Source organism: Burkholderia territorii, assembly GCF_902833055.1.
In the GTDB taxonomy this organism is placed as follows: Bacteria; Pseudomonadota; Gammaproteobacteria; order Burkholderiales; family Burkholderiaceae; genus Burkholderia; species Burkholderia territorii.
Window position 1 is genome coordinate 137,212 of the sequence record NZ_CADFEJ010000010.1, and the last position, 13,583, is coordinate 150,794.

Annotated in this window: 12 protein-coding genes; 4 read left to right on the forward strand and 8 right to left on the reverse strand. The window is 65.6% G+C overall.

Features of this window, described 5'->3' with window-relative positions; translation table 11 throughout:
* The first annotated feature begins 105 nt into the window (after positions 1-105).
* Positions 106-720: a LysE family translocator gene (locus HW466_RS18770; protein WP_060347840.1), complete on the forward strand. Its 615-nt coding sequence runs from the start codon at positions 106-108 to the stop codon at positions 718-720.
* A 200-nt stretch (positions 721-920) separates the two neighbouring features.
* Here the strand turns inward: HW466_RS18770 and HW466_RS18775 are convergent, their stop codons facing one another.
* The 8 genes from HW466_RS18775 to HW466_RS18810 form a co-directional block, all read right to left on the reverse strand.
* Positions 921-2,324 carry an amidase family protein gene (locus HW466_RS18775; RefSeq protein WP_174905502.1) on the reverse strand — a complete coding sequence of 468 codons (1,404 nt, stop codon included), beginning with the start codon at positions 2,322-2,324 and terminating at the stop codon, positions 921-923.
* Between the two features lie 72 nt (positions 2,325-2,396).
* The gene (locus tag HW466_RS18780) at positions 2,397-3,188 is read right to left on the reverse strand and encodes an alpha/beta fold hydrolase (RefSeq protein WP_059543029.1); all 792 of its coding nucleotides are present in this window, start codon (positions 3,186-3,188) and stop codon (positions 2,397-2,399) included.
* A gap of 81 nt (positions 3,189-3,269) precedes the next feature.
* A complete protein-coding gene (locus HW466_RS18785; RefSeq protein ID WP_059449208.1) occupies positions 3,270-3,626 on the reverse strand; it encodes a DUF4148 domain-containing protein in 357 nt (118 codons plus the stop codon).
* 289 nt (positions 3,627-3,915) lie between these two features.
* A complete protein-coding gene (locus HW466_RS18790) occupies positions 3,916-4,452 on the reverse strand; it encodes a cytochrome P460 family protein (RefSeq protein WP_059542956.1) in 537 nt (178 codons plus the stop codon).
* The gene (locus tag HW466_RS18795; protein ID WP_059770608.1) at positions 4,452-5,495 is read right to left on the reverse strand and encodes an alpha/beta fold hydrolase; all 1,044 of its coding nucleotides are present in this window, start codon (positions 5,493-5,495) and stop codon (positions 4,452-4,454) included. Before HW466_RS18795 ends, HW466_RS18790 begins: the two co-directional genes overlap by 1 nt.
* Positions 5,496-6,095: 600 nt before the next feature.
* The gene (locus HW466_RS18800) at positions 6,096-6,692 is read right to left on the reverse strand and encodes a pyridoxamine 5'-phosphate oxidase family protein (protein ID WP_151005039.1); all 597 of its coding nucleotides are present in this window, start codon (positions 6,690-6,692) and stop codon (positions 6,096-6,098) included.
* A gap of 95 nt (positions 6,693-6,787) precedes the next feature.
* Entirely contained in the window at positions 6,788-6,970 is a 183-nt protein-coding gene (locus HW466_RS18805; protein ID WP_059449212.1) for a hypothetical protein, read from the reverse strand.
* 13 nt (positions 6,971-6,983) lie between these two features.
* Positions 6,984-8,183: an aminotransferase-like domain-containing protein gene (locus tag HW466_RS18810; protein ID WP_151005041.1), complete on the reverse strand. Its 1,200-nt coding sequence runs from the start codon at positions 8,181-8,183 to the stop codon at positions 6,984-6,986.
* Between the two features lie 1,288 nt (positions 8,184-9,471).
* Between HW466_RS18810 and HW466_RS18815 the strand changes: the two genes are divergently transcribed.
* From HW466_RS18815 to HW466_RS18825, 3 genes are all read left to right on the forward strand, one after another.
* Entirely contained in the window at positions 9,472-11,439 is a 1,968-nt protein-coding gene (locus HW466_RS18815; protein ID WP_239006055.1) for a hypothetical protein, read from the forward strand.
* Positions 11,440-11,508: 69 nt separating this feature from the next.
* The gene (locus HW466_RS18820; RefSeq protein ID WP_239006053.1) at positions 11,509-13,050 is read left to right on the forward strand and encodes an NAD(P)/FAD-dependent oxidoreductase; all 1,542 of its coding nucleotides are present in this window, start codon (positions 11,509-11,511) and stop codon (positions 13,048-13,050) included.
* On the forward strand, positions 13,047-13,499 hold the full coding sequence (locus HW466_RS18825) for a GtrA family protein (protein ID WP_151005045.1): 453 nt from the start codon (positions 13,047-13,049) through the stop codon (positions 13,497-13,499). The genes HW466_RS18820 and HW466_RS18825 overlap by 4 nt, the downstream gene beginning before the upstream one ends.
* Positions 13,500-13,583 lie beyond the last annotated feature (84 nt).

Below are 13,583 nucleotides of genomic sequence, written 5' to 3' on the forward strand. Positions count from 1 at the left end.
CGCACGTCGCGAAACGTCGCACTCGGGACAGGCGGCACGCGGCACGCGGCACGCGGCACGCCAAGGTAAGATGAACACCCCGTCCATCGCTTCACCGCCCAAGCCATGTCGACCGCCATCGCCACCCTGCTGCCGCTCGCCGGCGTCCTGCTGCTCAGCGTAGCCAGCCCGGGCCCGAACTTCGTGATCGTCACGTCGACCGCGGTCGCGCAACGCCGCGCCGGCGTGATGACCGGGCTCGGCCTCGCGGCCGCATCGGGCACCTGGGCCGCGATCGCGATTGCCGGCCTCAGCCTGCTCGTGACCCACGTCGCCTGGGTGCACACCGCGCTGCGCCTGGGCGGCGCCAGCTACCTGATCTGGCTCGGACTGAAAATGGTCCTGACCGCGCGCAAGCCGGTCGCCGTTTCCGCGCCGCGCGCGTCCTCCGGCTGGCATGCCGCACGGAAGGGCTACGTGGTCAGCATGACGAATCCGAAAGCCGTCGCGTTCTACGGCAGTATCTTCGCGTTGATGGTGCCGGCCCATGCGCCGGCGTGGCTCGATCTGGCCGTCGTCGCACTGTCGATCGGAATCTCGGGCGTGTGGTACTGCACGATGGCGCTGCTCGCGTCGCACCCGTCGGTGCGCCGGCTGCTGATCCGGCGCAAGGCGGTGCTCGACACGACGGCCGGGCTGCTGCTGATGGGAGTTGGCGGGCGGATGCTGGCAGGGCGCTGAGCGCCGTCACATGCCCGCATCGGCACGGGAAAGGACCGCTTGCGACACGCTTCACGCGACGTGCGTTGCGCTGCGTTGCAACGGAATCCGAAACGAAATCGCGCGCCGGGCAGAATGGCGCGCGTCGATGAAACGATGATTCGATGAACGACGGCCGACGGGCATCGCGCATCGTCGATGCGCGCCGGCCCGTCACCGCATCAGCGTGCCGAATCGATGGCCACGATCGGCACGCCGCGCGCCTCGATGTCGCGCCCCGCGAGCAGGCACAGATCCTCGCGATGATGCGCGGCAACCACTTGCACGCCCACCGGCACGTCGTTCACGATCGCGGTGGTCACCGCGAGCCCCGGTAGCCCCATCGCCGGCAGCGCCCGCAGCGTGAGCTGCGCCTCCCATACGCGCTCGAACCCTTCCGGCCCTTGCCGGTCGAGATCGTCGGGAAACGGAAGCTCGGACGACACCGGCAACAACAACACCGGATAGTCGTCGAGAAAGAGCCGCCATTGCCGCGTGAGCGTCGTCCGTCGCACGAGCGCGCGGCTGATCACGTCGGCCGGCAGATCGCGCACCTTGCCGCGCACGGCGGCGATCACCGCGGCCGCGCCAGGATCGCCGTCGCTCTCGACGGCGTTCGCCAACGCGTCGAATCCATCGCCGAGCCAAAGCTGCTCCTGCAGCAGCGCGGCCTCGCGCATCGGCGGCGTATCGTCGATTTCGTCGACGGTCCACCCCGCGTCGACGAGCCGTCGCGCGGCATCGCGCAACGCGGCCTCGACCTCGGGAACGACCTCCAGGCCGCGCGGGCGCACGCACAGCGCCGCGCGCTTCGGCACCGCGGGGCCGTCGATCGGCACCGGCACGTACCACGGGTCGCGCAGGTCCGGCGCGGCCAACGCACGCAGCGCCAGCGCGAGATCGTCGATCGTACGCGCGATCGGCCCGGTCGTCGACATCAATTGCGCGCCGATCGCACGCTCCGGCGACGACGCGTTGAATGCCGGCACGCGCCCGAGCGACGGGCGGATGCCGTGCACGCCGCACGCATAGGCCGGATAACGCACCGAGCCGCCGATGTCGGTGCCGAGCGCGATCGCGCCGATCCCGGCAGCCACGGCAGCCGCCGCGCCGCCGCTCGAACCGCCGGGCGTCAGCGAACGATTGCGTGGATTGTATGTATGGCCGTGCACGAGGTTCGACGTGAACCAGCGCAGCGCGAACGTCGGCGAATTGGTGCGGCCGAGCAGCACGGCGCCCGCCTTTCTGAGGTTCGACACCGACGGGCTGTCGGCGCTCGCGATCAGGTTTTCCTGCAACCGCGTGCCGTTGGTCGTCGCGAATGCCGCGACGTCGACGTTGATCTTGACCGTCACGGGCACGCCGGCGAGCGGGCCCGGGTCGTCGCCGCGGGCGATCGCGCGATCGACGTCGTCGGCCTGCCGCCGCACGTCGTCGGGGCGATGCTCGACCACCGCGTTGATCGCGGGATTCATCGCTTCGAGGCGGGCCAGCGCGGCATCCGCCACTTCCCGCGCCGACACTTCACGCTGCCGCACGCGTGTTGCAATTTCAGTCGCCGACAGTTGCCAGAGTTGCTGCGTCATGACTTCTCCTCGTGAAAGGACATCACAATCACCGGCGGCGCCGCATCGTCCGCAATGCGGCACCGCACTCACTCACTGCGCATTCTGCTTCACACGCTGCGCGGCCGCGATGATCGCGTCGGCCACGGCCTTCGGCTGGCTCAGCATCGCGACGTGACTGCCGTTTACGCGCGTGACCGTCGCGCCGATCCGCTTGGCCATCGCCTCCTGCAGTTCCGGATCGATCATCCGGTCCTGCGTCGCGACGACGAACGACGACGGCTTTGCATGCCAGGCCGCCTGCGCGACCTTCTCCGAAATGCAGCCACCGTACCACGGTCCTTGCGTCGCCGCGACGACGCGCTGTTGCACGGGCGGCAGGTCCGGCGCGAAATCCTGCGCGATCGCCTTGTCCGACAGCTTCGCGAAACCGCCGCTGTCCTTGCGCAACTCGCCGGCCCAAGACGGTGCCGGCAACCCCTGCGTGACGTCGGCGATCGACTGGCCGTTGTCCGGCGCGAATGCGGCGACGTAGACGAGCGACTTCACCTTGTCGTCGTTGCCGGCGTCGCTGATCACGACACCGGCCCACGAATGGCCGACCAGCACGACCGGGCCCTTCTGCTCGTCGATCGCGCGCTTCGTCGCGGCCGCGTCATCGGCAAGCGAGCTCAGCGGGTTCTGCACCGACACGACGTGCAGGCCGCGCGCCTCGAGCAGCGGAATCACGCGGTTCCAGCTCGACCCGTCGGCGAATGCGCCGTGCACCAGCACGACGTTCGTGCCTTTCAGGTCGTCCTTCGGCGCGGCCTGCGCCGAGACCGCACCGAACAGTCCGCCGAGTACCGCCGCGGACACCAGAACCCGTTTCGTGAAACCGATCATCGTCATGCTCCTTTTGTCGTCTCGTTCATCCGAAGTGTTTTCGATTCGGCCGCGCGCGCGTGCGGCAGGCGCGGCACTGCATCACGAATGGGCGTACAGGTCGTCCGCATCCGTGCGCGCGTTCCGTGCGGCGCGCTGGTCAACGGCGGCGTAGCGCGCGGCAGGCGCCGATGCGGCCGCCACGTTGTCGCCCTGCGACTTCGACGGCCCGTTCTGGTCGGAGCGCGCGACCTGCTGCGCGGCGGCGACGGCGTTCTGCGCGGCGGCGATGTCGTCCGGATAACGCGCGTCGCTGCCGGCCGGGTTGTAGCCGGCCTTCTCGAGCCGGACAAGATCGGCGCGCACGTCGGCGCGCGTGAGGCCGTGGCCGGTATCGGCGAACGACAACGCGGGGATCGAAGCGAGCACGGCAACTGCGAGGATTCGAGCGGCTTTCATGAGGTTTCTCCTTGGCGGAAGTTGGGGTATCGATCAGTCGGCATCCGGTGCGAACGTGTCGCACCGAACGTTTGCTGCATGTCGACAGTAGAACCCGCTCACGTATCCGGCATGTTTCCGAAACGGGCCGGTTGTGCAATCCGATGTTTCCGCAACGGTTGCCGATACAGTGCGATACAAAGCCGGCAACCGTTACGCGGCATGCTCGTTCCGCCACCATGAAAAAAGGCGTGCCGCGAGAGGCACGCCTTTGCATCGAACCGCTCCGCCCGGGTCACACCCGGCCACTTCAGGGCGCGAGCCGCGTGAACACGAAATCGTGATTCTTCACGCGCGCCTGATGGCACGCGAAGCAGGTCTGATGCTGACCGATATCGGCCGGCACGCCGTTGATGAAGCGCCCGAAGCCCCAGCCGCCCGTCGATGCATAGCGGCGCGAATCCTTCACCATCACCTGCACGGTCGTGGCCTGCCCGGGCACCGTCGCCGGCGCGAACTCGTCCGATTGCTTGCGCTTGTACGCGAGCTTCACGAGGATCGTGCCGTCGGGAAACGGCAGCGTCGACTGCTCGAGCGCGCGAATCGCGACGGGATTGCCGAGGACCACGCGCAGTTCGTCGAGCGGTGCCGCTTCCTCCGCCGGCGCGACCATTTCCCACTTGCGGTAGCCGGGCGGGATCGTCACGCCGTAGATCGGCGATGCGGCCGGCGTCGGCTGCTCCGCCAGCGCGGCCGGTCCGCCGGCCGCCAACGCACCGGCCAGCAGCACGCCGGCGACCGATGCGCGCCGCGCGCCGCGACGCATCGTGCGAAAGGCGGCCCGCATCACAGGTGCTCCACTTGCAGGATCGCGTCGGCGAATGCCTGCGGCGCTTCCTGCGGCAGGTTGTGACCGATGCCGCCGGTAATCGTGCGGTGCTGGTACTTGCCCGTGAACTTCTTCGCATACGCGGCCGGCTGCGGATGCGGCGCGCCGTTCGCGTCGCCTTCCATCGTGATCGTCGGCACGCCGATCGTCGGGCCGGCCGCGAGACGTCGCTCGATGTCGTCGTATTGCGCCTCGCCCTTCGCGAGCCCGAGGCGCCAGCGGTAGTTGTGGATCACGACGGCCACGTGGTCGGGATTCTGGAACGATGCGGCGCTGCGCGCGTAGGTCTCGTCGGAGAACTGCCACTTCGGCGACGCGAGTTGCCAGATCAGCTTGTTGAACGCATCGCGGTTCGCCGCGTAGCCCAGCGCGCCGCGCTCGGTCGCGAAGTAGAACTGATACCACCACTGGAGTTCCGCCTGCGGCGGCAGCGGATTTCGGTTCGCCTCCTGACTGCCGATCAGGTAACCGCTCACCGACACCAGCGCCTTCACCCGTTGCGGCCACAATGCCGCGATGACGTCGGCCGTGCGCGCGCCCCAGTCGTAACCGCCGAATACCGCGCGATCGATCTTCAGCGCGTCCATCAGCGCGACGATGTCGACGGCCGTCACCGCCTGCTGGCCATTGCGCACGGTGTCGGCGGAGCGGAACGTCGTCGATCCGTAACCGCGCAGATACGGCACGATCACGCGATAGCCGGCCGCCGTCAGCAACGGCGCGACTTCCGCGTAGCTGTAGATGTCGTACGGCCAGCCGTGCAGCAGGAACACGACGGGGCCGTCCTGCGGCCCGAGATCCGCATACCCGACGTTCAGCACGCCCGCGTCGATCTGGTGGATCTTGCCGAGCGAGGCCGCACCGGCCGCGCGCTTCGGCGTCTGCGCATCAGGGGCCGACTGCGCGTGCGCGAGCGAGCCGAACCCGAGGTCGGCAAGGCTCAGGCCGGCGAGCGTCGTGCCCAGGATCAGGCGGCGGCGGGTGTTCACGGTATCAGGCATGACTCGTTCTCCATTGTCGAATCGCTAAGAAAGGACGCCTGCTGCACGCGCGGGCGCTCCGGTATCGCCGTTCGCGCCGCCGGTGCATGGCACCGCGCCACCGACGCGAATCGCTTCACCGCTTTTATATCCGAACGATCCGGACGCTTTGTATCGCAACGTATCTGCGTTTCGGTGCGACACATGACGATTCAAAATCGCGTGCGAAACGGGCGGCTGCGGGCCGGCTGACGCCCGGCGCGGGCCGCGGCGGCGCCGCCTGCGGGCCCACGATGCCGTCGCTGGCCCGATCGAATCGCGCGTGCAGGCTACGCAACGGCGGGAACCCGGCGCGCGGCTGGCGAGCGGATATGCATGGTGGGCAGCAGCGCGGCCACAGAGGTGGCAAGCAAGCGGCGACGCAGCGGGGAAAACGGTGTCGAACACAGCGTTCGGCATTTCCTTTCGTGAAGTGGAAAGTGAACATGCCGCGCGGCGGACGATGCCTGCGCTATCGTTCGGGCGTGCGTCGGCCGTGCGACGTTGCCCATTCGAGCGGCCTGACGTATCCCGGAGGTGCGCGGTTTGTACGCGCTCGTGGCAAAGACGCGGTCGATGCCGTCAGGGCGCGACCCAGCGGCCTTCGAAGCCGTCGTCGCTCACGTCGAATACCGCGCGGCGATGGCCGTTGCGCGCGAGTTCGAGCCAGTCGATGCGCGTGACCGTGACGTGGAGCAGGCAGAAGTTCTGATAACCGTCGTCGACAGGCGTCGTGCCCTGGCTTGCGGGCACATGCGCCTCTTCCGGCGACTCGATCGGCATGCCCGGGCGCAGCGGCACGCGATAGAGCAGCAGCGTGTGCGGACGGTTCGATCGCCAGACCGCGCGACGTTGCGCTTCGTCGTCGCATATCGTCGCAACGCCTTCCGCGCGAATCTGTACGAGTGACTCGAGATCGCTCGCGACGATCGCGATGCGTGGATCGCGGCGCAGCTCCGCGACCTTCTCCGAGCGCGCATCGGTGTGGAACGACAGACGACGATCGGCGCGGCTCACTTCCCGCAGCACGACCGTGCGCACCTTCGGCGCGCCGTCGAGGCCGAGCGTCGCGGCCTGCAGCATGGTGAACGGCGAGCGCTGCGCGCCCACGCCGGACGCGAGGCACGACCAGACGCGGTCGTACGTTTGCGTGAGCGATTCGATGCGGATGTCGGACATGATGAGCCGGCGCGCGTGCGTGGTTCGATCGCGCCAGCTTAACCGTTTCGGCGGCGACACGCGCGGCCGTCGGTGCGCGTCCGCCGCCGCGTGGGTCAGTTGTAGCCGAGGACGACCGCCGCGGCGTCGCGCGTGTCGGTCGAATCGGCGCCGAAACGGCCGAGCACGTCGGCGACGTATTGCGGCCCCGCGCTGATCTGCGACGACCTGTGTTCGACGGGGCGGATAGCGGCGATGCCCGGCGCTTCGTTGATCCAGGCGGTGTCGTTGATGTTCATATCTCTCTCCTCCTCACGCGGCCAGTGCCGCGCCATACGCGCGCACGAGGCGCGCCACGCCTTCCCGGATCGCGTCGACGTCGGGCGCCGCGAATGACAGCCGCAGCGAAGCGGCATCGACGTTGTCCGCGAAGAATGCCTTGCCCGGCACGAAGACGACCTTGTTCGCGATCGCCTGTTGCAGCAGCACGTCGGACGACACCGCGCCGATCCGCGCCCACACGAACATCCCGCCTTCGGGACGGTGGAATGCGATCGCATCGCCGAAGCCGTCGCGCAGCGCGTCGCACATCGCATCGCACTTGCGCTTGTACGCCGCCGTGATGCGCGGCAGATGACGTTCGAGCGCACCATCGGCGAGATACTCGGCGGCGGTGGCCTGCGTCCACGGCGTGCTGCACAGGTCGACGGTCTGCTTCGCGATCACGCAGCGGCGCGCGATTTCGGCTGGTGCGATCGTCCAGCCCACGCGCAGCCCCGGCGCGACGATTTTCGACAGGCTTGCGAAGTGCACGATCCAGTCGCGTGCGCCTTCGACTTCGTTCGACAGCGCGAGCATCGACGGCACGGGTTCGCCCGCGAAACGCAGGTCGCCGTACGGATCGTCCTCGACGATCAGGAAACGGTATTGCACCGCGAGACGCAGCAGCTTCAGCCGGCGTTCGCGCGCGAGCGTCGCGCCGGTCGGATTCGCGAAGGTCGGCACCGTATAGAGCAGCTTCGGCTGCACGATCGCGCCGGATGCGAGTTGCGATGCGAGGCGATCGACGTCGAGGCCATCGCCGTCGACGGGGATCGTCACGATGCGCGCCTGCTGCAGACGCATCGCCGACAGCGTGGCCGGATACGCCGGTTGCTCGGTCAGCACGACGTCGCCCGGCGCGACCATCACGCGCAACAGCAGATCGAGGCCCTGTTGCGAGCCGGTCGTGACGAGCAGTTCGGCCGGCGTGCACGTCACGTTGCGGCGCGCCATCAGTGCGATCAGTTGCTGCTTCAATTCGGCGAGGCCGTCGGTCGGGCCGTATTGCAGGCAGCGGACCGGCTGCGCGTACGCGCGTTCGGCGGCTGTGTTCAAGCCGTCGATGTCGAACAGGTCGCTGGCCGGGTAGCCGCCCGCGAACGAAATCATCCCCGGTTCGGAGAGATACCTGAAGAGCTCGCGGATCGGCGAACCGGCGGGATTCTGGAATGAGGGCGTGAACGCGTACATGTCGTCGTGAGCTGGATGGCGGCGACGGCCGGGATAGCCGACAGGTGCCGCCCGCCGAGGCGCTTCAGGCGCAACGGCGGGAATTCGAGCCACGATTGTCGATAGTCATTAACGCTGCGGCAAACGATATCTATGCACTAGGTCTTGCGGTTTGGTCATCAAATGGGAGAGGCACGCTGGCTGACGGGACAAATGCATGCGTCCGCATGGCCCGTCCGATCGATGTCCGGACTGTTCTCCATCCGTTCCGGACTTTTGGCCCAGCGGAATCGCCAGCTCTGCATAACTGGCCACCGTCGACAAACTATCGCCGTGTCTCAAATGGTGCCTTCGTCGACGCATCGCGCACGCGACACGCGGACCGCGTCCCTGACGGGGCCGCCGAGCTACCGCGACGTTTCAAATCTGCAACCTGATGCGCGTTCCGGCTGGCACTGTCGCTCCCGATGCGCAAGCGGCACGACAAGACTGCCGGTTCCGGTCATGTGCAGTGCCGTCGACGCTCTGCGAGTCGTCCGGCGCGCATGCGCCCCTTGCGCAGCAACGGTTCCGTGATCCATTCGCCTGCCACTGCTTCCGGGCTGAAATCGATCATCCCGCTCCTGCGTCCGGCAGTCAGTAGCACAGCGCGCAGACGGTCGACACAATCAGGCGATTCCGATCGTTTCAAGATCGACACATTTCCCGCGATGATCAGTATCCCCGCTTCCATCGAGGTTGCCTCATCAGCCCCAAACGCGCGGCCTGGAAGACGTGGCACGCTCCGTGCGTTTACGTCAAAGGCGCCGGACCAGCCGTCCCGGCCGCCCAATCAAATATTTCGACAAAGTACGTGTCCGGCACACCGGTAAGGCGCATTTTCGGTGCAGGACGCATCGGGGGATGCAATGAAAACTAGCACTACGATTTCGATCGCGGCGTCGTCGGGGATGAACAGCTGCGCGGTAACGATGGCACCGTGGCCGCTCCGCCGCACATTCCGGCACGCAGCCGCGCCCGCTCGGAAACAACCAGCACACGCACGAGCGCTCGATACCGCCTGTCACTTCACAGGCATGCCCGTCTGCCTCCTGCATACGACGGACAGCACGGCGAAACGCGCGCCCTGAGTTGCCCCCGGCATCTCGCCTGAAGGCCCTCTGGCCGTCAGGCGTGCACCACACCGCCGCCCGCGAAGCCGGGACCTCATGGTCTGCCGGCTCACGAAATATCGTCGATAAAAGTCTTCCATTCGATCATGAATCGGACTGAGAAAAGCACTTGTTCGGTCATCGCATTCGCACTTACGTTGGCCGTTCTGTTCCTGATAGCGCATCCTTACACAGGCATTCGCCACGACGCGATCCTGTACACCGCACAGGCACTCTACAACGCACATCCGGAGCATTTTTCGCACGACCTGTTCTTTGAATTCGGCTCTCAGGATCACTGGACGATTTACGGTCGGATCTTCGCGAAGCTGATCTCGGCTTTCGGACTCCGCACCAGCAATCTGGCGTGTTTGATCACGATCCAGACACTCTGGTGGACCGGCATGTGGCGCCTGACGAAGAAACTGCTGCCCGCTCCGTGGCACTGGCTCGCATTGTTCTTCGTCGCCTGCATGCCGTCTGATTACGGCGCTGGCCTAGTCTTCTCGTATGACGAAGGATTTCTCACCGCCCGCCTTCCGGCCGAAGCCCTCGGCCTGTGGGCGATCGGGTCGATGCTCGGAGGCCGTCATCGCGTTGCCATTGCGCTGACGGTCGTCGCAACCGCCATTCACCCGCTGATCGGCGGTGCTTCGCTCGTCTTCGTCGTGCTCGGCCGGATGCCAAGCGCGAAGTGGTGGCGGCTATTGCCGCCTGCGCTCTTGATTTTCGCCATCGTCGAGATGCCGCCGTTCAAGGTGCTCCACCTGTATCCGTTCGATCCGGAATGGCGGTCGATCGTGCGATACAACGTGCCATTCCTGTTCCCGACCTTGTGGTCACTTACAGAATGGAGCAAGGTCTGTTGGGCGATCGCACTCCCCGCGGCACTATGTGCGCACCCAGCGCAGGATCACCGTTCGCTGTGGTCGAATCTCACACTGACCGGCGTCGCCGGTATCGCACTGACCACAATCGCGGACTTGGCCGGGCAGGACGCGCTCTGGATACAGATACAGCCCTGGCGGACGCTGTGGCTACTGACGTTGATGCAATGGCCAGCAGCCATTTTGCTCGTGCGACGCGAACGTTACGCACGGCCGACCCTGATCTGGCTGCTTGTGATTTGCTGGCTGCTGCTCGACGTCGGCGGAGGATTCATTGCGCTCGCAGTTGCCGCGACACTCCACGCGACAGCCCGTCGGCAGGCGCCCGCCGCCCCCGGCGCGCGGCTTGCCGACCTTGCCCCGACGCTTCGCCATATGTGGATTGGGACAACCCTTGCCGCCGCGCCAATCTGGGTCATTTACCAGTGCGCGTATCAAGTCGGTCGCGTCGCGTATCCAACTGGCAGCGTGATGTTCGACATCCCGTGGCTCGAAACGCTGATTCACACGCACTTGGCCGTCTCACTGGTCGCGGTGCTTGCGATGCTCAATCTGTCGCGCAAGCGAATCGCAGCCGTCGGCCTGCCGGTGATATTGGCCGCGTTTGCAGCATACGGAATCGTCAACATCGACCAGCGGTCGGAAGCAGCCAGAATTATGGAAGCGGATGCCGACCGCGCTGACTTCGCCCCGTTCAAGGGTACGGTCGCGCGCGGCAACATCGTCTATTGGGACGGCCCGGCCGACGAAGTCGTCTATCCATGGCTGATGATGAAGACGTCGAGCTATTACTCGTCGACGCAAGCCGCCGGCCTCATCTTCCATCGCCAGACTACTTTCGAGGCGGTGCGACGGGTCGAACTGATCAAACAAGACCCGCATGCCGCACGACCGCCCGGCAGGTTCGACGCAAACAGGAAGTCGACCGTATTCGTGTCCCGGTACGAATACGTGCCACTCGACAGAGTGGGTATCCAGCATATCTGTGCAGACCCGGTGTTGGATTTCGTCGTGTCGCATCGGCACTACCCCGAATTGGCAACCGGCGACGCCTGGTCGCCCGAACCCGAAAACACCGTCTGGCTGTACGACTGCCGAAGCATCAGGACGACTGTCGCAACTCAGGGCACATCGTCCGCACGCATGCCACCACACGGCAGCACGAACGCGATACTCGCACGCCCCTCCGTCCGAGGCGACGCTTCCCCGCCTCGCAACACGCAAGTGCGCGACGTCTGAAGGGGACATCCGGATCATCGATTCGACATGGCAGTTTGCCGTCTGCTGGAGCGGCCGATACGACAGTCAATGAACCAGCGACTTGAAACTCGGGGTGACAACATGGATCAATCGGTTGACGTACTCATCATCGGTGCCGGGCCCGGCGGCCTCACCGCTGCGTATTTGCTGACAAGGCAGACCGACCTGTCGGTAGCAGTCGTGGAGAAAGATCCACGATATGTCGGCGGCATCAGTCGCACCGAACAGTTCGACGGCCACTGCTTCGACATCGGAGGACACCGATTCTTCTCCAAGTCCGCGGATGTTGTCGCACTGTGGCACGAACTGCTCCCGGACGACTTCATCGAGCGACCGCGCAGCTCGCGCATCTTCTACCGAAATAAGTTCTACCGATACCCTCTTGATGGGATCGAGGCCTTGCTGAATCTCGGCATCGTCGAAAGCACTCGCTGCGTGCTTTCGTACCTCTCAGCCCGCGTCAGGCCCTGTCCAGACCCGAAGTCCTTTCATCAATGGGTCGCCAATCAATTCGGAGAGCGACTTTTTTCGATCTTCTTCAAGACGTACACCGAGAAGGTCTGGGGCATGTCGTGCGACGAGATTTCGGCCGATTGGGCCGCTCAGCGCATCAAGGGCTTGAGCCTGTCCACTGCCATCGTGAGCGCAGTGAAGCGCTCGCTTGGCATCCACACGGGCAAGTCCAACGTCAAGACACTGATCGAGTCCTTCCATTACCCGCGCCGCGGCCCCGGCATGTTGTGGGAAGCTGCCGCCCGCAAATTCCAGGACCAGGGCGGACAGCTGATGATGGGGCAAGCGGCCAGCGCAATGCAATATGACAGTCGCACGCGGCGCTGGCTCGTCGAAACCATCGGCCAAGACGGACGGATGAATCGCATCAGCGCTCGTGATGTGGTGTGCACCGCACCGCTGCGCGAAACACTTCGCGCAATTTCGCCCCGTCCGTCATCCGCGGCCGCCGCGGCGAGGCTGCAGTATCGAGACTTCATCACGGTCGCAGTGATACTCGACCGGCCCGCTACCTTCACGGACAACTGGATCTACATCCACGATCCGTCCGTCAAGGTCGGGCGAATCCAGAACTTCGCATCGTGGTCGCCCGAAATGGTACCCGACGCGGCGACAGGCGGCTGTCTCGGGCTCGAATACTTTTGCTTTGATGGCGATTCGATGTGGGAAAGCAGCGATGCCGACATCACCGAACTAGCGATCGGTGAACTCGAGAAGATCGGCCTGGCGACGCGCGACCAGATTCGCGGCTCACGCGTCGTTCGTCAACCGAAGGCGTACCCCGTGTACGACGACAAATATCGCGACATCGTCGACGAGATCCGTTCGGACTTGGCCGAGCACTATCCGAACCTACATCTCGTGGGTCGCAATGGAATGCACAAGTACAACAATCAGGATCACGCGATGATGACCGCAATGCTGACCGTCGAGAACATCGTCGCAGGGCATAAGCTTCGTGACGTCTGGGCAGTCAACGAAGACGCGGAGTATCACGAGAGCGGCAGCGAACCGCAAGCCGGCGCATCGGGGTTGCGCGCGGTCCCCGCCCGCACCGTTCAGTGGGGGCGGACATGATGTTTTCCGGCTATTTCATCGTGAGCGCCGTGTCGCTGATCGTCGACTGGGCGCTGTTCCTCGCGCTCACCTCGGCCACGCAGATCGACGCCGGGATATCGGCATCGGCCGCATACCTGGCTGGCGGCGGCGTGAATTACGTGCTTTCGCGTCGCTTCGTGTTCCGCTCGACTACGGCTGGCCGCGAGCGGGTCCGCGAAGCGCTGTTGTTCGCGGCGAGTTGCGGGTTCGGCTCGCTGTTGACCGCGGGCATCGTGCATTTGGCCGCGGGACTGCTCGGCAATATTGCATCGAAATGGCTCGCGGTAACAGTCAGTTTCATCACGCTTTACCTGGTACGCAGTATCGCCGTATTCAGGATACGGGCAGCACGCCCGCTAGCCGCCCTTCCGGCAACCGGGCGCCGGAAAGTTGCCGCAGACGCTTGTGTCGAGGCAACGGTTCGTTGAGCGCGAGCGGATGGAACTGAAGCCGGATCCGGAGACGGACCGTCGGCCAACTCCCGGCACCTTATGGGGAGGAGGAGATGACGG